The sequence below is a fragment of the Xanthomonas sacchari genome (assembly GCF_040529065.1).
GTDB classification, from domain to species: Bacteria; Pseudomonadota; Gammaproteobacteria; order Xanthomonadales; family Xanthomonadaceae; genus Xanthomonas_A; species Xanthomonas_A sacchari.
Genome location: NZ_CP132343.1, coordinates 4,822,798 through 4,842,132, shown reverse-complemented (window position 1 = coordinate 4,842,132; position 19,335 = coordinate 4,822,798). Strand labels below are relative to the sequence as shown.

General features: G+C 69.5%; 17 protein-coding genes. 12 read left to right on the top strand and 5 right to left on the bottom strand.

All coding sequences use genetic code 11. The annotated features are described in order from the left end of the window. Window positions 1-7: 7 nt before the first annotated feature. Window positions 8-382 (bottom strand): YkgJ family cysteine cluster protein, encoded by a 375-nt coding sequence (locus tag RAB71_RS20635; RefSeq protein WP_010340074.1) that lies wholly within the window; start codon window positions 380-382, stop codon window positions 8-10. 149 nt (window positions 383-531) lie between these two features. Between RAB71_RS20635 and oleC the strand changes: the two genes are divergently transcribed. After that, the gene (gene oleC / locus RAB71_RS20630) at window positions 532-2,193 is read left to right on the top strand and encodes an olefin beta-lactone synthetase (protein WP_010340075.1); all 1,662 of its coding nucleotides are present in this window, start codon (window positions 532-534) and stop codon (window positions 2,191-2,193) included. Between the two features lie 9 nt (window positions 2,194-2,202). After that, entirely contained in the window at window positions 2,203-3,771 is a 1,569-nt protein-coding gene (locus tag RAB71_RS20625; protein WP_010340076.1) for a winged helix-turn-helix transcriptional regulator, read from the top strand. Here RAB71_RS20625 and RAB71_RS20620 read toward each other — a convergent pair. After that, complete coding sequence (locus RAB71_RS20620) at window positions 3,755-4,879, bottom strand: serine hydrolase (RefSeq protein ID WP_010340077.1); 1,125 nt, start codon at window positions 4,877-4,879, stop codon at window positions 3,755-3,757. The two genes, RAB71_RS20625 and RAB71_RS20620, sit on opposite strands and share 17 nt — an antisense overlap. A 194-nt stretch (window positions 4,880-5,073) precedes the next feature. On the opposite strand from RAB71_RS20620, the gene oleD reads away from it, so the two are divergent. The 8 genes from oleD to RAB71_RS20580 all read left to right on the top strand — a co-directional run bounded on the left by oleD (window position 5,074) and on the right by RAB71_RS20580 (window position 12,856). Continuing rightward, window positions 5,074-6,084 (top strand): 2-alkyl-3-oxoalkanoate reductase, encoded by a 1,011-nt coding sequence (oleD, locus tag RAB71_RS20615; RefSeq protein ID WP_010340078.1) that lies wholly within the window; start codon window positions 5,074-5,076, stop codon window positions 6,082-6,084. A gap of 63 nt (window positions 6,085-6,147) precedes the next feature. Continuing rightward, entirely contained in the window at window positions 6,148-6,306 is a 159-nt protein-coding gene (locus tag RAB71_RS20610; protein ID WP_003468167.1) for a DUF1328 domain-containing protein, read from the top strand. Window positions 6,307-6,482: 176 nt separating this feature from the next. Further along, the gene (locus RAB71_RS20605; protein ID WP_029561679.1) at window positions 6,483-8,438 is read left to right on the top strand and encodes a S9 family peptidase; all 1,956 of its coding nucleotides are present in this window, start codon (window positions 6,483-6,485) and stop codon (window positions 8,436-8,438) included. A 79-nt stretch (window positions 8,439-8,517) separates the two neighbouring features. After that, window positions 8,518-9,159 carry an SCP2 domain-containing protein gene (locus tag RAB71_RS20600; protein ID WP_010340080.1) on the top strand — a complete coding sequence of 214 codons (642 nt, stop codon included), beginning with the start codon at window positions 8,518-8,520 and terminating at the stop codon, window positions 9,157-9,159. Further along, on the top strand, window positions 9,156-10,814 hold the full coding sequence (gene ubiB, locus RAB71_RS20595) for a ubiquinone biosynthesis regulatory protein kinase UbiB (RefSeq protein WP_010340081.1): 1,659 nt from the start codon (window positions 9,156-9,158) through the stop codon (window positions 10,812-10,814). Before RAB71_RS20600 ends, ubiB begins: the two co-directional genes overlap by 4 nt. 26 nt (window positions 10,815-10,840) lie before the next feature. After that, window positions 10,841-11,416, top strand: a complete 576-nt coding sequence (locus tag RAB71_RS20590) for an O-methyltransferase (protein ID WP_236614862.1) — start codon at window positions 10,841-10,843, stop codon at window positions 11,414-11,416. A gap of 154 nt (window positions 11,417-11,570) precedes the next feature. Beyond that, window positions 11,571-12,356 carry a pseudouridine synthase gene (locus tag RAB71_RS20585; RefSeq protein ID WP_010340083.1) on the top strand — a complete coding sequence of 262 codons (786 nt, stop codon included), beginning with the start codon at window positions 11,571-11,573 and terminating at the stop codon, window positions 12,354-12,356. 170 nt (window positions 12,357-12,526) lie between these two features. Further along, window positions 12,527-12,856, top strand: coding sequence for a hypothetical protein (locus RAB71_RS20580; RefSeq protein WP_138985687.1), 330 nt, complete (start codon window positions 12,527-12,529; stop codon window positions 12,854-12,856). 188 nt (window positions 12,857-13,044) lie between these two features. Here the strand turns inward: RAB71_RS20580 and RAB71_RS20575 are convergent, their stop codons facing one another. Continuing rightward, complete coding sequence (locus tag RAB71_RS20575) at window positions 13,045-13,569, bottom strand: DUF2059 domain-containing protein (protein WP_010340084.1); 525 nt, start codon at window positions 13,567-13,569, stop codon at window positions 13,045-13,047. 161 nt (window positions 13,570-13,730) lie between these two features. Between RAB71_RS20575 and arfB the strand changes: the two genes are divergently transcribed. Both arfB and RAB71_RS20565 read left to right on the top strand, forming a co-directional pair. Next, a complete protein-coding gene (arfB, locus tag RAB71_RS20570; protein WP_010340085.1) occupies window positions 13,731-14,162 on the top strand; it encodes an alternative ribosome rescue aminoacyl-tRNA hydrolase ArfB in 432 nt (143 codons plus the stop codon). 51 nt (window positions 14,163-14,213) lie between these two features. Beyond that, window positions 14,214-14,768, top strand: coding sequence for a lysophospholipid acyltransferase family protein (locus tag RAB71_RS20565; RefSeq protein ID WP_019800999.1), 555 nt, complete (start codon window positions 14,214-14,216; stop codon window positions 14,766-14,768). A gap of 77 nt (window positions 14,769-14,845) precedes the next feature. On the opposite strand, the gene RAB71_RS20560 is transcribed toward RAB71_RS20565, so the two are convergent. Further along, a complete protein-coding gene (locus tag RAB71_RS20560; RefSeq protein ID WP_104609622.1) occupies window positions 14,846-15,769 on the bottom strand; it encodes a transposase in 924 nt (307 codons plus the stop codon). Between the two features lie 515 nt (window positions 15,770-16,284). Then, window positions 16,285-19,320, bottom strand: a complete 3,036-nt coding sequence (locus RAB71_RS20555) for a TonB-dependent receptor (protein ID WP_244170800.1) — start codon at window positions 19,318-19,320, stop codon at window positions 16,285-16,287. Window positions 19,321-19,335: the final 15 nt, after the last annotated feature.

Genomic DNA, 19,335 nt, shown 5'->3' with positions numbered 1-19,335 from the left:
CCGCCGCTTAGGCGTCCGGCAAGTTGCGTTCGACCACCCCGTCCCAGTCGGCCGCGGTCAACAACGGCAGCCCATGCGCCAGCCGAGATTTGTCGCATTGCGCGCTGCGTTCGCCGAATTCCAGCGAGGCCGGCACCGCCGCGCACACCGATGGCCGCCGCTCGTGGATGCTGCAGCGGCTGTAGCGGCCGATGTCGGCGTCTAGGGCGATGCAGCGCGGCTGCGCCTGCGAGGTGCCGCGCATCACCCGCTCATGGGTGCGCAGCGGCTCGGTCAGTTCGAACGGGACCCTGCCGCCCAGCGCGGGATCGGCTTCGCTCCAGTGGAAACTGACGCGGAAGTAGGCGCAGCAGGCGCCGCAGGTGAGGCAGGGATGGGACATGGCGGCCGGGCCTTGCGCGGCGAACAGCGGTGGGGGGCGCGGCATTCTGACCGAACCGCGGCAAGCTGCAAGCGCGCCGGCATTCAGCCGCGGCCGCTGGCGACGGGAGGTCGTCGGCCATCGCCCGGCGCTTCGGCGATAATCGGCCCATGACCACGACCTGCAACATCGCGGCCACGCTGCCGCGGCTGGCGCGCGAGCGCCCGGACCAGATCGCCATGCGCTGCCCCGGCCGGCCCGGCGCCGGCGGCATGGCCGCCTACGACGTGACCCTGAGCTACGCGCAGCTGGACGCACGCAGCGATGCCATCGCCGCCGGCCTGGGCAGCTATGGCATCGGCCGCGGCACCCGCACCGTGGTGATGGTGCGGCCGTCGCCGGAGTTCTTCCTGCTGATGTTCGCGCTGTTCAAGGCCGGCGCGGTGCCGGTGCTGGTCGATCCGGGCATCGACCGCCGCGCGCTCAAGCAATGCCTGGACGAGGCGCAGCCGGAGGCCTTCATCGGCATTCCGCTGGCGCAGCTGGCGCGGCGTCTGCTCGGCTGGGCACGCTCGGCGAAACGGATCGTCACCGTCGGCCGGCGCTGGGCCTGGGGCGGGACCACGCTGGCGCGAATCGAGCGCGCCGGCCAGGGCGCCGGCAGCCAGCTGGCCGACACGGATGCGGACGACGTTGCCGCGATCCTGTTCACCAGCGGCTCCACCGGCGTGCCCAAGGGCGTGGTCTACCGGCACCGGCATTTCGTCGGCCAGATCGAGCTGATGCGCAATGCCTTCGACATGCTGCCCGGCGGGATCGACCTGCCGACCTTCCCGCCGTTCGCGCTGTTCGACCCGGCGCTGGGGCTGACCTCGGTGATCCCGGACATGGATCCGACGCGTCCGGCCAAGGTCGATCCGCGCAAGCTGCACGATGCGATGCAGCGCTTCGGCGTGACCCAGCTGTTCGGCTCGCCCGCCTTGATGCGGGTGCTGGCCGACTACGGCAAGCCGTTGCCCAACGTGCGCTGCGCCACCTCGGCCGGCGCGCCGGTGCCGCCGGGCGTGGTGGCGCGGATCCGCAGTCTGCTGCCGGAGGACGGACGCTTCTGGACGCCCTACGGCGCCACCGAATGCCTGCCGGTGGCGGTGATCGAGGGCCGCGAGCTGCAGGACACACGCGCGGCCACCGAGCGCGGCGCCGGTACCTGCATCGGCACGGTGGTGCCGCCCAACCAGGTGCGCATCATCGCCATCGACGACGCGGCGATTCCCGAGTGGAGCGGCGTGCGCGAAGTGCCCACGGGCACGGTCGGCGAGATCACCGTGGCCGGCCCGACCGCCACCGACACCTATTTCAACCGCGACGCGGCCACGCGCCTGGCCAAGATCCGCGAACGCCTGGACGATGGCAGCGAACGCATCGTGCACCGCATGGGCGATGTCGGCTATTTCGATGCGCAGGGTCGCCTTTGGTTCTGCGGGCGCAAGACCCAGCGCGTGGAAACGGCGCAGGGGCCGCTGTACACCGAACAGGTGGAGCCGATCTTCAACGCACTGCCGGGCATCGGCCGCACCGCCCTGGTCGGCATCGGCGAGCCGGGGCAGCAACGCCCGGTGCTGTGCTACGAGTTGGACAGCATGGCCTGGATGGCGAGCCAACTGGAACTGGACGAACTGCTCGCGCAACTGCGCGCCACCGCCGCTGCGCATCCGCACACGGCCGGCATCGTCGACTTCCTTGGCCATCCGGGGTTCCCGGTCGACATCCGCCACAACGCCAAGATCGGCCGCGAGAAGCTGGCGCTGTGGGCCGCGGAAAAGCTGCACTGAGGCAAGACGATGGCCGCGCGCTACCGGCTGGGCGACCTGCGCATCGACGCGGCGCGGCAGCGGGTCGAGCGCGACGGTGCGGTGCTGGAGGTGGGCGGGCTGAGTTTTCGCCTGCTGCATTACCTGCTGCTGCAGGGTCAGCGCGTGGTGGGGTTCGATGAACTGATCGCGCAGGTGTGGGCGCCGGCGCTGGTCAACGAGGAGACCGTCACCCAGCGCGTGCGCCTGCTGCGCCAGGCGCTGGGCGACGCCTCGCGGCAACCGCGCTATCTGCGCTCGGTGCGCGGCCAGGGGTATCAACTGTGCCTGCCGGTACAGCCCGATGCCGATCCCGTTCCCGCCGATGCCGCGCCTGTGCCTGCGCCGCGGCCGATGTGGCGCAGCCGTGGTGCCTGGGCGATCGCGGCCGGTGCGATGGCGATCGTCTCGGCAGTGGCGGTATGGCGCTGGCAGGCGCCCGCGCCGACGCCAGCCGCGTCGCCGCTGCTGCAGCGCGCCGAGTACTACGCCGGCATCGGCCAGCGCGACGACAACGCGCGTGCGATCGCGCTGTATCAACAGCGCCTGCAGCAGGCACCGGACGAGGTGGCGGCCCTGCTCGGCCTGAGCCGCGCCTACAGTGCGCGCGTCTGCCAATACGACGGCGACCAGCAGGTCGCATTGCGCGCGCAGCGGTTGGCGACGCAGGTGCTCGCGGCGCACCCGCGTCTGGCCGCCGCGCATGCCGCGCTTGGCTATGCGTACGATTGCCGCGGCGACAACGCCGCGGCGCTGGCCGCCTACGAGCGCGCGTTGCAACTGGACCCGCAGGCCGATGCCGTGCGCGGCTCGGCGGCCTATCTGTACGAGCGCCAGGGCCGCCTGGCGCAGGCGCTGGCGGCGAACATGCGGGTGCGCGATCCGGCGCGGGTGCGCTTCCTGACGCTGCAGATCGCCAGCAACCTCGACCTGCTGGGCTACGCCAGCGCCGCCGAAGTCCGCTACCGCGACAGCTTCCAGCTCTATCCGGACAGCGCGTATTCCAATCTGGCGTGGCCGCGCTTCCTGTTCGTGCATGGCCGCACGGCCGAAGCCCAGGTCGCGCTGGACCAGGCGCTGGGGCGCGGCACCGACTACGCCGGGCTGTTCCTGCTGCAGGCGGAGCTGGCGCTGGCGCGCGGCGACACCACCCACGCGCGCCAGGCCAGCCAGCAGGCGATGCGTCTGCGGCCGCAGGGCAGTTTCGCCCAGACCGTGGCCTGGACGCTGCAGGCGCAACCGCTGCCGCCGGTGCCGCAGTTGCGCGCGCGGGCCCAGGCCTTGCTGGACGGCGTGACGCGCGGCACCGACCCGCTGGATGCGGTGGATGCGGCGCTGCTGCTGCAATTGGCCGGCGACCGGCCGGCGGCCCTGGACGCGCTGCGCCGGGCGCAGGCCGCGGGCTATCGCGACGGCGCCTACCTGCGGGTGTCGCCGCTGCTGGCGCCATTGCGCGCCGAGCCGGGTTTCGCGGCGCTGCTGGCGCGCAACGAGGCCGATGTCGCCGCGCAACGCGTGCAGGCACAGCGTGTCGGACTGGTGCCTACGGCAGTGCCGTGAGCACGTAGTCGGCGAGCAGCGCCTGCGATTGCGGGTGCATCTGCGGCCGGTTGTAGGCACGCCGGGTGATCACCACCACTAGGTGTTCCTCCGGTAGCACGAACACATAGTTGCCGCCGTTGCCCGACATCGCCCAGACCCCGCGTTCGACGCCGTGCACCTGGAAGCGGAAGCGCCACAGCAGATAGCCGTAGTCGGCATCGGCGCGGGCCTGCGCATGCACCTGGGTCATTGCCCGGATCCATGCCGCCGGCAACACCTGCGTGCCGTGCCAGCGGCCCTCGTCGAGCAGGAGCTGGCCGAACTTGGCCAGGTCGCGGCTGCGGTAGCGGGTGCCGCCACCGCCCATGCCGACGCCTTCGGCGGCGTGCAGCCAGCGCGCACCGACGATGCCGAGCGGCCGCTCCAGGACCTGCCCGGCGAAGTCCTCCAGGCGCTGCCCGGTGGCCTTCTCGAGCAGCGCACCGAGCAGGAAGCTGCCGGCGGTGCAGTAGGAGAAGGCGCGCCCATACGGACTCTCCTCGGGACGGCGCATCCATGGAGCATAGCCCTTGAGCGGCAGGTCCAGTGCGAACTGCGTCCAGTCGGCGCTGACGTACATGCGTTCCTCGTGGCCGCTGGAGAAGGCGTTGTCGTCGTCGCACTCCCATTGCGAACTCATCGTCAGCAGATCTTCGACGGTGATCGCGCGCTTGCGCGGCGCATCGTGCTGCCAGCGACGGTCGCCGAAGAAGTCGTAGACGCGTGCCTGCACGCCGGGCAGGCGGCCGCGGGCGATCGCCGCGCCGACCAGCAGCGCGGTCACGCTCTTGGTCGCCGAGCGGGTGTCGTGCAAGGTCTGCCGGTCGGCACCGCCGAAGTAGCGCTCGTAGACCAGGGCGCCGTCGCGCACGATCAGCACGCTGGTGGTGTCCGGCGCCGCGCCGTCGGCGATGGCGTGTTCCATGGCGGCCAGCCGCTCCAGCTTCCAGCCGCCGGCGGCGGCGTCGGCGACGGACCAGCCGTCGTCCTGCGCCGGCGGTGCGGTCGCGGCCGCTGGTACGGCGGCGGAAGCACACGGAACGACGAGGGAGAGGGTGAGGCACAGCAGCGGCGGCAGGGGCGACATGGCGGAACTCCGGTGGAAGGCCAGCGCACTTACGCCCGTGGCATCGCTGAAGTGCCTGATGCCAGAGTGAAGAATTCTGAAGGTCAGTCGGATCAAGGGCTTGCGCGGCTTGCATCGCCGTCGTCGTCGTCGCGGATCGCCTTCGCCGGCGCCCCCGGCTATCGTGTGCGCCCTGGTTCGATCGGTACGACGCGATGAAGATTGTGGTGACGGGCGGTGGTGGGTTCCTGGGCCAGGCGCTGTGCCGCGGGCTGGTCACGCGCGGGCACCAGGTGGTCAGCTACAACCGTGGCCACTACCCGGAACTGCAGGCGCTGGGCGTGGCCCAGGTGCGGGGCGACCTGGTCGACGCGCAGGCGCTGCAGCATGCGCTGGCCGGGGCCGATGCGGTGTTCCACAACGCCGCCAAGGCCGGGGCCTGGGGCAGCTACGACAGCTACTACCAGCCCAACGTGGTCGGCACCGAGAATGTGCTGGCCGCCTGCCGCGCGCATGGCGTCGGGCGGCTGGTCTACACCTCCACGCCGAGCGTGACCCACCGCGCCACGCATCCGGTCGAGGGCCTGGGCGCCGACCAGGTGCCTTACGGCGAGGATTTTCAGGCGCCATATGCGGCGACCAAGGCGATCGCCGAGCGCATGGTGCTGGCCGCCAACGATGCGCAACTGGCGGTGGTGGCGCTGCGCCCGCGGCTGATCTGGGGGCCGGGCGACAACCAGATCCTGCCCAAGCTGGTGGCGCGCGCGCAGGCCGGGCGCGTGCGCCTGGTCGGCGGCGGCGACAACAAGGTCGATTCCACCTACATCGACAACGCCGCGCAGGCGCACTTCGATGCCTTCGAGCACCTGGCGGTGGGCGCGCCCTGCGCCGGCAAGGCCTACTTCATCTCCAACGGCGAGCCGTTGCCGATGCGCGAACTGCTCAACAAGCTGCTGGCCGCCGTCGGCGCACCGGCGGTGACCAAGTCGCTTTCGTTCAAGGCCGCCTACCGCATCGGCGCCGCCTGTGAAACCCTGTGGCCGCTGCTGCGCCTGCGCGGCGAGCCGCCGCTGACGCGGTTCCTCGCCGAGCAGCTGTGCACCCCGCACTGGTACAGCATGGAGCCGGCGCGGCGCGACTTCGGCTACGTGCCGCAGGTGACGATCGAGCAGGGCCTGCAGCGGCTGGCGTCCTCATGGCGCCACGACATGCCCGTCACTCCTTGACGACCCGCGGTTTCCGAAGATGATGCCGCGCCGATTCGGCACGACAACTTTCTGGACATTGCCATGCTGCATTACGCCATCATCTTCTTCGTGATCGCCATCATCGCCGCTGTGCTCGGTTTCAGCGGCATCGCCGGCGCGGCGACCAACATCGCCTGGATCCTGTTCGTGGTGTTCCTGATCCTGGCGGTGATCTCGATGTTCCGCCGCGGCAAGGTGTAGTCCGCCGCGACAATCGAACCTCGATGCTTGCCCGCGGCGCCCTGCGTCGCGGGCAAGTCGTTTCTGGGCCCCGCGCCGCGAGGGCCCGCCGTCCGCAGGCAGCGCGGCAGGGCCGGGCTGGACGTTTCGCCCGGCGCTTGTCACCATCTTCCGCTCAGGGGACAGGGGCGGATCGAATGCGAGCGTGGATCGTGTGGGCAGGCCTTGCGCTTGCGGGGAGCGCGTGCGCGCAGGTGGCGCCGGTGGACCTGGCGCCGTATCTGCAGCGCGACCAGTTCGACCGGGTCAAGATCTCCCCGACCGGCGCCTATTACACGGTAATCGCACCGCTCGAGGACCGCACCGTGCTGGCGGTGATCCGGCGCAGCGACAAGCAGGTCTCGGCCAAGATCATGGGCCAGGCCGATTCGGTGGTGCACGATTACTGGTGGGCCAGCGACGAGCGCATCGTGGTGTCGATGGCCGAGCGCCTGGGCGCACTGGACCGCCCGGTGGCGATCGGCCAGCTGCATGCCATCGACGCCGACGGCAAGAATGCGCGCTTGCTGGCCAGCCCTTATGGGCTCAACGACAGCGTCAACGGCGTCACCTACAAGGCCGGCCTGGACCCGTCGGTGTTCATGCTCGACACCTTGCCGGACGACCCGCGCGCGGTGCTGGTATCGGTGGTGGAGCAGACCAATGACCCCACCGTGCATGTGGACAGGCTCGACATCTACAACCACCGGCGCACGCCGGTGGCACGCGCCCCGGTGGCCCGTGCGGACTTCGTCACCGACCATGGCGGCCACGTGCGCTTCGCGCAGGGTGCCGAGACTGGCAGCAACACCAACAAGCTCTTCTACCGCAACGACGACTCCAGTCCCTGGAAGCTGATCAACGACGAGGCCAGCAGCGGACATCGCAGCTTCCCGCTCGGCTTTTCCGCGGACGACAGGATCGCCTACCTGCAGGTGGAGCAGGCCGAGGGGCCCGATGCGGTGGTGGCATGGGATCCGCAGAGCGAACGCGCCACGCCGCTGCTGCGCGATGCGAAGGTCGATCCCTACCAGGTGCTGCGCGACCTGGATGGCCGCACCCCGATCGGCGTGTCGTTCATGAGCGACCGCGTGCACAACCGCTTCTTCGACGAGACCGCGCCGACCGCACGGCTGTACCGCGCGCTGGAGCAGGCCTTCAACGGCGATGCGGTGTTCATCACCTCCGCCACCGCCGATCGGCGCCTGCTGATGCTTTATGTGTGGAGCGATCGCAACAACGGCGATTATTTCCTGTTCGACACCGCCGACAAATCGGCCAAGCGGGTCTTCAGCCGACGCGAATGGTTCGTGCCGGAGCGGATGCCGTCGACCCGTGAGGTGGCGTTCAAGGCCAGGGATGGCATGGCCCTGCATGGCTATCTCACCCTGCCGCTGCAGGCGCCGGCCGGCAAGCCGCTGCCGATGGTGCTGCTGCCGCATGGCGGGCCGTTCGGCCTCTTCGATGGCTGGGAGTTCGACGACGATGCGCAGGTGCTGGCCGCAGCCGGCTACGCGGTGTTGCGGGTGAACTACCGCGGCTCCGGCAACTACGGCCGCGCCTATACCCAGGCCGGCGCGCGGGAGTGGGGCGGGCGCATGCAGGACGATCTCACCGATGCCACCCGTTGGGCGATCGACCAGGGCATCGCCGATGGCGCACGCATCTGCATCTATGGCGCCAGCTACGGCGCCTATGCCGCGCTGATGGGCGCGGCGAAGGAGCCGGACCTGTACCGCTGCGCGGCCGGCTACGTCGGCGTCTACGACCTGGAGACGATGTACCGCGACCAGGCCAGGTACGCGCGCTGGACCAAGGCCTGGGCCGGCGACTGGCTGGGCGAACGCGACAGCCTGGCGGCGCGGTCGCCGGTCAATCTTGCCGCGCGCATCCGGGTGCCGGTGTTCCTGGCGGCCGGCGGCAAGGACGAGCGTGCTCCGATCGAACATACCGAGCGCATGGAGAAGGCGTTGAAGAAGGCTGGGGTGCCGGTGGAGTCGTTGTATTTCCCCAACGAGGGCCACGGCTTCTATACCGAGCCGCACCGGCGCGCCTATTACACGCAGTTGCTGGCGTTCCTGAGCAAGAACCTGGGCGGTGCGCAGGCGCAGTAACGGCGCGCGGCGCAGCGGGCGGGACATCTGTCTCGCCCCGCGCACGGCCTTGCGACGTGTCTGCCGCTAGAATGCGGGGATGTCTGGATCCCCCCTCGATGCTCTCAAGCCCCTGGCCGGCCGCGCGCTGGAAGCGGCGCTCAATCGCGCGCTGGCGCTGGACCCGGAAACCGGCGAGGCCCTGCGCGACCTCGATGGCCAGCGCGTGGCGCTGACCCTGGAGGCGCCGGCACTGGCCCTGCAGATCCGCGTCGACGGCACGCAGTTGCGGGTCGGTCCGGTGGATCCGGCGCAGGAGCCGGAGCTGGCGGTGCGCAGCACCCTCGGCGGCCTGCTCGCGCAGTTGCCGTTCCTGGCCCAGGCGCGGCGCACTGGCGGCCCCGGCGGGCGGGTGCGGGTTTCCGGCGACGCCGAACTGGCGCGGCGCCTGCAGCAGCTGGCAACGCGCTTCGATCCGGACTGGCAGCGGCCGTTCGTGCAGGTGTTCGGCGAGGTGCTCGGCGTGCAGGTGGCCAATACAGCGCGCTCGGCCCTGCAGCAGGCCCGGCGCAGTGCGCAGGACCTGGCGCAGAGCGCGGCCGAGTACGTCACCGAGGAGTCGCGCGATGTGGTCGCGCGCGCCGAACTGGAGGCCTTCTACGACGATGTCGACGTGCTGCGCGACGACATCGAACGCCTGGCCGCGCGCGTGGCGCGGCTGCAGCCGGAGCGCGGCGCATGAAGGCGATGTTCCGCGCCAGCCGCATCGGCCGGGTGATCCTGCGCTATCGCCTGGACGACCTGCTCGACGGCACCCCGGCCGAACGCTGGTTGCGCCTGGCCAAGCCGTTCGTGCCGCGCGCCAGCCCCGACATCGCCGCGCAGTCGCGCGGCGCCCGGCTGCGTCTGGCGCTGCAGGACCTGGGGCCGATCTTCGTCAAGTTCGGGCAGATCCTCTCCACCCGACGCGACCTGATGCCGCCGGATGTGGCCGAGGAACTGACCCTGCTGCAGGACCGGGTGCGCCCGTTCGACGGCGAGGCCGCGCGGCGCATCGTCGAGCAGGCGCTGGGGCGGCCGATCGCAGTGGCCTTCGCCAGCTTCGACACCGAGCCGCTGGCCTCGGCCTCGATCGCGCAGGTGCACGCGGCGACGCTGCACGACGGCCGCGAAGTGGTGGTCAAGGTGCTGCGCCCGGACATCGAGCGGCAGATCGACGCCGACATCGCCTTGCTGAAATCGGCCGCCGCGCTGGTCGAGCGCACCCATCCGCGTGCCGACAAGATCCGCCCGCGCGAGGTGGTGGCCGAGATCGAGACCACCCTGGCCGCGGAGCTGGACCTGCAGCGCGAGGGCGCCAACGCCAGCGTGCTGCGCCGCTTCTGGCTGCACTCGGACGACCTGTACGTGCCGGAGGTGATCTGGACCCACACCGCCGAGCGCGCGCTGACCCTGGAGCGGGTGCGCGGCATCCCCTCCGACGACATCGCCTCGCTGGACGCCGCGGGCATCGACCGCCGCGCGCTGGCAGCCAAGGGCGTGCGGGTGTTCTACACCCAGGTGTTCCGCGACAACTTCTTCCACGCCGATGCGCACGCCGGCAACATCTGGGTCGACAGCGACCCGGCGCGCCGCGACAACCCGCGCTTCATCGCGCTGGACTTCGGCATCATGGGCCAGCTCTCGCAGGAAGATCAGTACTACCTGGCCGAGAACTTCATGGCCATCTTCAACAAGGACTACCGGCGCATGGCCGAGCTGCACGTGGAGGCCGGCTGGATGCCCGCCAACGTGCGCATCGACGAGCTGGAGGCGGCGGCGCGCTCGGTGTGCGAGCCGTACTTCACCCGGCCGCTGTCGCAGATCTCGCTGGCCGAGGTGCTGATCAAGCTGTTCCGCGTGGCCCAGCGCTACCAGCTGACCCTGCAGCCGCAGCTGATCCTGCTGCAGAAGACCCTGCTCAACATCGAAGGCGTCGGCCGCCAGCTCGACCCGGAACTGGACATCTGGGCGGTGGCGCGGCCGGTGCTCGAACGCATCCTGATCGAGCGCTACAGCCCGCAGCGGGCGCTGCACGAACTGCGCAAGCGCCTGCCGGAGATCATGACCCACGCGCCGGACATGCCGCGGCTGATCCACGGCTGGCTGCGCCAGCAGGTCGAGGGCCGGCACGAGCTGTCGATGCGCTCGCGCGACCTGTTCGAACTCAACCTGCTGGTGCGGCGCATGCAGCGGCGGGTGGTGGCGGCGATCGCCGGCGTCGGCCTGCTCACCGTGGCCACGCTGCTGTACGCGCTCGACGCCGGCGGCCCCCAGTTGGGCGGGGTGTCGCTGTGGGCGTGGATCAGTGGCGGCGCCGGCACCGCGGCCCTCCTGTCGGCTTGGTGGCGGCGTTGAGCGTGACGGTGCTCGACCGCGCGCGCCTGCAGGCGGTGCGCGATGCGCTCGGCGCGGAAGGTCCGCGCCACGATGCCGGCCAGGCCGAGCGTGCGCAGCGCCTGCTCAACATCACCCCGGAAACCGGCGAACTGCTGGCGGTCCTGGTGCGCGCCACGGGCGCGCAGCGGGTGCTGGAGATCGGCACGTCCAATGGCTATTCCACCCTGTGGCTGGCCGAGGCCACGGCGGCGCTGGGTGGCCGCGTGACCACGCTGGACTACGCCGCGTACAAGATCGCGCTGGCGCAACGCAACTTCGCCCACGCCGGCGTGGAGGCCTGTGTCGACTTGGTCCAAGCCGATGCCGGCGCCTGGCTGGCCGATGCGGCGTCGGCCACGTTCGACCTGGTGTTCCTGGACGCCGAGCGCACGCTGTATTGCGACTGGTGGCCGCAACTGCGCCGGGTGCTGCGGCCGGGTGGGCTGCTGGTGGTGGACAATGCGCTGTCGCATGCGGCGGAGATGGCGCCGTTCGCCGCGCTGCTGCAGGCCGATGCGGCATTCACCCGCACCACGTTGCCGGTCGGCAATGGCGAACTGCTGGCGGTCAAGGACGCGTAGCGTCTGCGTTGGCAGGTGCGTCTTCGGGTGACGGTGGACATACGCCAAAGCGTACGTCATCCAGGCGCGGCATCACGGTGGTGTCTCCGCCGCAATGCGGGTGTCTCCGTGCCGGATCGTGCCGACGCATCACGCGTCTGGACGCAGACATGCGATGCGCATTGTGGCGCGCCGATGCGGCACGGATAATCCGCAGGTGAATACCGCCGAAGCCCCTTTGCAGATCCTTTACCAGGACGCGCTGCTCGCCGTGGTCGACAAGCCCGCCGGGCTGATGGTCCACGACAGCAAGCTCGCCCGCGGCGAGGACGATTTCCTCGCCGATCGCCTGCGTGCGCAGTTGGGCCGGCCGATCTTCCTGGTGCACCGGCTCGACCGCGCCACCAGCGGCTCCCTGCTGCTGGCCTTCGACCGCGACACCGCCAGTGCGCTGGGCAAGGCGCTGATGGGGGGCGAGGTGGACAAGGACTACCTGGCGATCTGCCGCGGCTGGCCAGCCGAAGACCGTTTCGACGTCGACCACGACCTCGACGGCGGCCCCGGCAAGCCGCTGAAGAAACCGGCGCAGACCCGTTTCGCGCGCCTGGCCTGCGGCGAACTGCAGGTACCCTCGGGCGAGTTCGCCACCTCGCGCTATGCGCTGCTGCGCTGCAGTCCGGTGACCGGACGCTTCCGCCAGATCCGCCGCCATCTCAAGCATCTGTCGCATCACCTGATCGGCGACACCAGCCATGGCGATGGCCGCCACAACCGCATCTTCCGCATGCAGGGCGTGCACCGCATGCTGCTGCACGCCGAACGCCTGGCGTTTCCGCATCCCGAAGGGCATCGGATCACGGTGACGGCGCCGCTGGATGCAGAGTTCGTGCGGGCGTTCGGGTTGTTCGGGTGGGATCCTGCGCCGTGGCAGGCGGATGCGGGACGTGGAGCGGCGGGATAGCGCCGCGGCTACCATGGGGCTGTGGTCGCAGCAAGGAACGCCGCCGCTGGGTGATCTGTTCGAGGCTGATCTCTTGTACGCGCGGTGCGCACGCCTCCGCGGCGGGATGGCAACGAAGCTTGTTTTAGCCTATCTTGCCCGACTGAATTCCGTGGTTTCCAGGGGGATATATGTGGAATAAGGTTCGTTCGGCACTTGTTGTCTCGATTATTGCCATCCTGCCATTTTCTGCATCGGCAGGAGATGCATCGGGAAAGGTGGTAACGATCATGGCGCACTCTCAGGATGTCGTGTTTTTTTCCCTCGATGGGCCCTACACGAACGTGCCCGCGTGCTCCAGCACGGCATTGGCGTTGTCATTGTCGACCCAATCGGGAAGAGCCCAGTACGCACTGCTGCTAAGCGCTTCCGCACAAGGCAAGGTGGTCTATGTGCATGGAACAGGCAATTGTGCTGTCTGGGGCGATCGCGAAACGGCCGATTATATTTATATGAACTGAAATGCTGCGTTATCCGGCGGGGTATCGCGGACCGCGAAGTGGCGAGCGTGCTGATAGCACACTCATGGAACGCTATCGCGCATCCCTGAGCAGCGAACTGTAGGAGCGGCTTCAGCCGCGACCGGACTTCATCGGTAACGCCCGGTCGCGGCTGAAGCCGCTCCTACGAATGCAGATGGTTGTGGGCGCTACTTGGCCGGCGACGCGTTGACCGTCTGTTCCAGATCCTTCTGCAGGTCGGCGAACAGCGGGGTCATCTTCTGCTGGATCGCGCCCATCAGGTTCTGCATCAGCTGCGGGGTCTTGTCGAGCAAGCTCTGGCCGGCCGGGCTCTCGTAGAACTCGGCCATCGCCAGCACGTCCTGCTTGGAGAAGGTCTGCTTGTACAGGTTGACGTAGAGCGGACGCATCTCCTGCCACGACAGCGCCTTGCGCACGGTGGCCTGGGTGCGCTCCTGGATCTGCTGCAGCTTCTGCTGCTGGGCGGCGTCGAGCGGGTGCTGCGCGGTCAGCTGGGCGAACTGCTGGCGCTGCATCGCCTCGATCTGCGGCAGCATGGTGTCGAGCATGTTCTGTGCGCGCGAGGCCGACAGCAGGCGGTTGACGTCGGCATCGGTGGGCGGTTCGGCCAGCGCCGGGAGGGCGGCCAGGGCCAGCAGCAGGGCCAGCAGCAGGCGCTGCGGCCAACGGAAGAAGCGCGGAGTCGGGGACATGGAGCATCCTGCAGAACGATGACCGGCGGCCAGAATACGGCAATCGCCGCGCCGCCGCCGGCTGCGGGGACGCGCGACCGGCCGGCGTCCGCTCCCTGGCTCGTTCAGGCGGCGCCGACGCGGAAACCGGGCGGTCCGGCGAATACCCTACAATCCGCGCCATGGGTAACGGGGCCATCCACATCTCGAGCAGCCTGACGATTCCGGAGGACGAAATCGTCGAGCGCTTCGTGCGCGCCAGCGGCGCCGGCGGGCAGAACGTCAACAAGGTCGCCACCGCGGTCGAGTTGCGCTTCGACCTGGCCGGCTCGCCGTCGCTGCCGGAGCCGCTGCGCGCGCGCCTGCTGGCGCGGCGCGACCGCCGCATCACCGCCGAGGGCGTGCTGGTGATCGACGCGCAGCGCTTCCGTACCCAGGACCGCAACCGCGACGATGCGCGCCAGCGCCTGGCCGAGTTCATCGCCGCCGGGCTGTCGGTGCCGAAGCGGCGCATCGCCACCAAACCCTCGCACGGCGCCAAGTTGCGACGCCTGGACGCCAAGCGCGAGCGCAGCCAGATCAAACGCGGCCGCTCGCCCGGCCGCTGGGAGTGACTTTTGACCGAACGCGATTACCGCCTGCCCGCCGCGCCCCCGAACATCCCGATGGTCAAGCCCAGCCGCTTCATGCGCTGGCTCGGCCGCACCGCCTTGCGGCTGACCGGTTGGCGGGTGGTGGGCGAATTTCCCAATGTGCCCAAGCTGGTGATGATCGTGGCCCCGCATTCGTCCAACTGGGACGGGTTCCTGGGCTTTGCGGTCAAGTTCGCGGTCGGCTTCGAGGTGCGCGTGCTGGGCAAGACCCAGTTGTTCTGGTGGCCGCTGGGGCCGCTGCTGCGCAAGCTCGGCGGCATCCCGCTGGACCGCAAGTCGCCGCGCGGGGTGGTGGAACAGGCGGTGGCGCTGATCCGCGGCGCCGAGCGCATGTGGTACGTGATCACGCCGGAGGGCACGCGCAAGCGCGTGGAGAAGTGGAAGACCGGCTTCTGGAAGATCGCCCACGGCGCGCAGGTGCCGATTTTCCCGGTGTACTTCGACTACCCCAGCCGCACCGTCGGCCTCGGCGAGGTGGTGTGGACCAGCGAGGACATGCAGGCCGACATTGCCGCGATCCGCGAATGGTACCGGCCGTGGCGCGGCAAGCATCGCGATACGTTGTGACGGGCCGCGGCGGCTGACGGCGGCGCGCATCCGCCGTTTTATCCAACGGCACCAACCGATGCCGTAGGAGTCAACTGTCATGCACCTGCGATGACAGGAGGAGCATATGGTGCGTGATCGCGCACGATGGCGTTGAGCCAGCGCAGGAACTTGTGCATACAGGCGACGATGGCGACCTTGGCCGGCTTGCCCGCTGCGCGCAGGCGCGCGTAGGTGTTGGCCAAGGGGGATTTGGCACGGATGCTGGCCCAGGTGGCCATGTACAGCACGCGCCGCACGTCGGCACGTCCGCCTTTGATGCGGCGTTGGCCTTTCCAGCAGCCGCTGTCGTGATTGAACGGGGCCAGCCCGACCAGGGCAGCGAGCTTGCGTGGCGGCAGCGTGCCTAGTTCTGGCAGCCGCGCGGCCAGAACCGCGCGCAGGATCGTGCCGAGCCCAGGCACCTTGGGTAGGCTCGAGCAGGTCTTGCCCTGCTGCTCGATCTCCTGCGTCAACGTCTGGATCTGCTGGTTCAGTAGGGCGATCACCTCTCGGCAGCGGTGTTGCACTTTGGCGCTGGTGATGTGCTCCAGGCGCCGCCGATGGACATCGCGCTGGCCCACCAGGGTGGCACGCAGGTCCAGCAGTTCGCGAAGAGATTGCTGGTGCTCAGGCACCACGGGCGTGAGGGTGGTCGGGATGTGCTGGGCGGCGATGGCCAGCAGGCGCGCGTCCAGGACATCGGTCTTGGCATGCAGGCCCAAGGCCTGGGCTAGTTTGCGCGGACGATCGGCGGCCATCCGCACTGCCGGCAGGTTCGCCTCTCGGAGCACCTGCAGCACGGCATGTTCGTAGCCGCCACTGGCTTCCAGCACGATCCGCTCGCAGCCCAACTCGGCCAGGCGTTGGGCCAGCGCACGCTGCCCCTGTGGCGTATTGGGTTGGGTCCAGGTCTGCTCGTCCGGCAGTACATGAATGACCAGTTCGGCCTTGGATACATCGATCCCGATATAGCGTCGCATAGACGTTCTCCGCAGTAGACTCAGGCACGAGAGCACTCCTGCCGACGCCCATGCTTGTGGAGTTCGAGCTCGCGACTCGGGCAACTGTTCGGGCTGATGAGGCAGGAGACACGGGGTGCGGCGGCGCTGACTCCTACTCGTGCTTGCTGGCACCACGGCTAAACGGCCTGCCGCACTCCGCTCTCACCTGCAACGATAGACCCTCATTTGACACAAGCGGCTTCAGCCGCGACCGGGACATCGGGAAAGCCCCGGTTGCGGCTGCAGCCGCTCCTACGGTGCATGGGTCGGATGTCGTTGTGGGAGGGACTTCAGTCCCGACGCAGGAACGTACCAGATGGCTTTGAGCTTCATTCGTTGCGGCTGAAGCCGCTCCCACAAGTGCGGTGCCAGTATCGCTGAAGGACTGCACTGTGGGAGGGACTTCAGTCCCGACGACGGACGGTATCAGCCGACCATTCGCTTTCGCTCGTCGCGGCTGACGCCGCTCCCACATGCAGGCTTCGCTCCCGGCGCTACAACGCGCTGCCGCCGAACTTCTGCGTGTACTGCAGGTACACGCTGCGGCCCACGGTGTCGAACCAGGACACGTCGTAGTACGGATACGACGTATAGGTGCGGTCGTGCGGCGGCATCGTGTCGAACAGGTTTGTCACCGTCAGCGACAGCTGCGCGTGGTCGGTGAAGCGGTACTGCAGCGAGGCGTTGTAGCGGTAGGTGGCGCCGATCCACGGGCTGTCGCCGCTGTCCGGGTCGTAGACCTGGTCGTAGGAATCGGAACTCGGCAGCCGCCCCAGGCGCTCGCCGTGCAGCGTCGCGGTCCAGGCGTTGCGCTCCCACGACACGCTGGCGCTGGCCTTGGTGCGCGGGATGTCGTAGCCGCTGTTGACCGCGAACTCGTCCACCATCGCTTCGCCCGCGTACACCTGGATGTCATGGCGACGTACCCAGGTGTAGTTGCCGCTCAGGCGGAAGGTGCCGATGCCGGTGTCGAGGCGGTACTGCGCGCTCAGGTCGATGCCGTTGGTGCGTTCGCGGGCGATGTTGATCGGGTTGACGTAGACCCCGTACAGGCGCCCGTCGGCGCTGCGGGTGACCCGCGCCAGCGCCTGCTGGCAGGTGGTGGAGGTGGCCTGCAGCACGCCGAGCCGACAATCGGCCTCGTCGCGCAGCACCTGGTCCACGCGCAGGTCCTGCACCTGGTCGCGCATGTCGATGTCGAAGTAGTCCAGCGACAGGTCCAGGTCCGCCAGCGGCGACCACACCAGGCCGGCGGTCCACGAGGTGCTGTTCTCCGGGTTCAGCGCGCGGTTGCCGCTGCGGCCGCGGATCAGCGCTTCCTCGTTGTAGCTGCAGTCCTGGATCGCCACGCCCGGTTCCTCGCTGGCGCAGCGGTAGTAGTCCACGCCGGTGGTCTCGTCGTTGCCCGGGCCGGCATACACGTAGTGCAAATCGGGCGCGCGGAACGCGGTGCCGTAGGAGCCGCGCACCAGCAGCGACTGCACCGGCCGCCACTCCAGGCCGCCGCTGTAGGTGAACTTGCCCAGCGAGCGCCCGGCGAAACGGTACTGGTCGTAGCGCCCGGCCAGGCTCAGCGACACCGTCGACAGCACCGGCAGGCGCAGTTCGCTGGCCAGCGCCCAGCGGTTGCGGCTGCCGTGGCCGTCGGAGTCCTTCCAGCTGTAGTAGTAGTACTGCGTGGCCAGCGGATCCGGGCGCAGGTTGTAGCTCTGGTTGCCGAACTCGGCGGTCGCGGACATGCCGGCATCGCCGCCGGGCAGGGAGAACAGCGCGGTGTTGGTGGCGGTGAAGGCGAGGGTGTCGGTGCGCGAGCGCGGCTGGTACACCGTGCGCTGGGCGATGCTGTCGTACTCGGCGCGGCTCAGCGGCGTGTACAGGCGCTGCGGGTCGGCATCGAAGATCGGCAGCCCCGAGTCCTCGTCCACGCCCAGCTGCGGGCCGAGGAACAGCGCATTGGCGCGCGCGGCGACGATCTGCGGCCAGCTGATGGCGGCCTGGTACTGCGAGTGGCTGAGGCTGGTCTCGTAGTCCCAGTCCGCGCCGAGGTGGCCCTTGAACCCGGTGGTGATGCTGAAGGTCTTCTGCCGGGTGCGGATGGTGCCGGCAGTCAGTCCGCCCATCTCCTCCGGGCTGAACTGGCGGCCCCAGGCTTCGACCTGGCCGGTGGCCTGATTGTAGAAATAGCCTTCCTCGTTGCCGTCCGGGGCCATGTAGCCCCACTGGGTCACGTCGCGGAACAGCGAAAGCTCGTGGTAGCCCAGTTGCACGTCGGCGAACCACTCGCTGCCGTTGTCGAAGGCGTAGCGCAGCGAGGCGTAACCGTTGAGGCCGCGGCGCTTGTTGGTGATGGTGCCGTAGCCGATCGAGGCGCTGCTGCCGCAGAACGCGCCGTAGCCCGGACGCGTGGCGTAGCCGGTGCTGCCGCCGTTGAGCGCGGATACCGCCGCGCAGGTGTCCGCGCCCGGGTCGAGATAGTTGTCGTCATAGTCGGTGCGCAGGAAGGTACGCCGCGGCACCTGCGAGCGTGCGGTAGGACCGTCCAGGGTGCTGTCCTGGCGGCTGCGCTCATAGGCCCACAGCGGCGTCTGCGACACCAGCTCGGCGCCGAACACCGCATCGAAGTTGCCGCGCGACCAGCCGCTGCTGAGGCTGAGGTTGAAGCTCTCGCCGCCGCCGCGTGTGGTGTCGCCGAAACGGTAGTCCAGCGTGGTGCCGTCGGCGTGCTTCTTGAGGATGAAGTTGACCACGCCGGAGATCGCGTCCGAGCCGTAGATCGCCGAGGCGCTGCCGGTCAGGATCTCGATGCGGTCGATCATGCCCAGCGGGATGTTGGAGATGTCGGTGAAGTTGCTGCGACCCTTGAACGGCATCGGGAAGTCGGCGATGCGGCGGCCGTTGACCAGCACCAGGGTGTGGTTGGGCCCGAGCCCGCGCAGGTCCACCTGCTGCGCGCCGGGCGAGAAGTCCGCGCCGCTGGCCGACTGCGGGCTCTGCGTCTCGCCGCCGTTCTGGGTCATCGCGCGCAGCACGTCCGGCACCGAGGTGAAGCCGTTGGCCTTGATCTGCTCGGCGCTGATCACGCTGATCGGCGCCGGACCTTCCACCTGCGTGCGCGGGATGCGCGAACCGGTGACGCGCAGGGTCTCCAGTTGCGCCACCGGGGCGTCGGCCGTCGCGGCCGGCGCTGGCGCGGCGGCGCGGGCCGGCTGCGCGCGGGCCGGCGACGGCTCCTGGCGCCGCACCAGCCATGCGCCGGAGGAGTCGCGCTGGGCGACGAAGCCGCTGCCGCGCAGCACCTGCTGTAACGCCTGTGCCGTGTCCAACTGGCCGTGCGCGCCGCCGCTGCGGGCCTGGCCGAGCTGGTCGGCGCGGTAGAGCAACTGCGCGCCCGATTGCCGCGCCAGCGTGTCCAGCGCCGCACGCAGCGGGCCGGCGGGGATGTCCACCGTGCCGGTGGCGGCCACGGCAGCGGGTTGCGCCTGCGCCGCACAGGCGCTCGCACAGGCCATGCTCAGCAGCAGGGCACGCATCGGATACCGCATCGA

Excerpts from the sequence above, each read along its gene's own strand:
- RAB71_RS20635 (WP_010340074.1), bottom strand. The coding sequence starts at position 382 with ATGTCCCATCCCTGCCTCACCTGCGGCGCCTGCTGCGCCTACTTCCGC.
- oleC (WP_010340075.1), top strand. The coding sequence starts at position 532 with ATGACCACGACCTGCAACATCGCGGCCACGCTGCCGCGGCTGGCGCGC.
- RAB71_RS20625 (WP_010340076.1), top strand. The coding sequence starts at position 2,203 with ATGGCCGCGCGCTACCGGCTGGGCGACCTGCGCATCGACGCGGCGCGG.
- RAB71_RS20620 (WP_010340077.1), bottom strand. The coding sequence starts at position 4,879 with ATGTCGCCCCTGCCGCCGCTGCTGTGCCTCACCCTCTCCCTCGTCGTT.
- oleD (WP_010340078.1), top strand. The coding sequence starts at position 5,074 with ATGAAGATTGTGGTGACGGGCGGTGGTGGGTTCCTGGGCCAGGCGCTG.
- RAB71_RS20610 (WP_003468167.1), top strand. The coding sequence starts at position 6,148 with ATGCTGCATTACGCCATCATCTTCTTCGTGATCGCCATCATCGCCGCT.
- RAB71_RS20605 (WP_029561679.1), top strand. The coding sequence starts at position 6,483 with ATGCGAGCGTGGATCGTGTGGGCAGGCCTTGCGCTTGCGGGGAGCGCG.
- RAB71_RS20600 (WP_010340080.1), top strand. The coding sequence starts at position 8,518 with ATGTCTGGATCCCCCCTCGATGCTCTCAAGCCCCTGGCCGGCCGCGCG.
- ubiB (WP_010340081.1), top strand. The coding sequence starts at position 9,156 with ATGAAGGCGATGTTCCGCGCCAGCCGCATCGGCCGGGTGATCCTGCGC.
- RAB71_RS20585 (WP_010340083.1), top strand. The coding sequence starts at position 11,571 with ATGCGCATTGTGGCGCGCCGATGCGGCACGGATAATCCGCAGGTGAAT.
- RAB71_RS20580 (WP_138985687.1), top strand. The coding sequence starts at position 12,527 with ATGTGGAATAAGGTTCGTTCGGCACTTGTTGTCTCGATTATTGCCATC.
- RAB71_RS20575 (WP_010340084.1), bottom strand. The coding sequence starts at position 13,569 with ATGTCCCCGACTCCGCGCTTCTTCCGTTGGCCGCAGCGCCTGCTGCTG.
- arfB (WP_010340085.1), top strand. The coding sequence starts at position 13,731 with ATGGGTAACGGGGCCATCCACATCTCGAGCAGCCTGACGATTCCGGAG.
- RAB71_RS20565 (WP_019800999.1), top strand. The coding sequence starts at position 14,214 with ATGGTCAAGCCCAGCCGCTTCATGCGCTGGCTCGGCCGCACCGCCTTG.
- RAB71_RS20560 (WP_104609622.1), bottom strand. The coding sequence starts at position 15,769 with ATGCGACGCTATATCGGGATCGATGTATCCAAGGCCGAACTGGTCATT.
- RAB71_RS20555 (WP_244170800.1), bottom strand. The coding sequence starts at position 19,320 with ATGCGTGCCCTGCTGCTGAGCATGGCCTGTGCGAGCGCCTGTGCGGCG.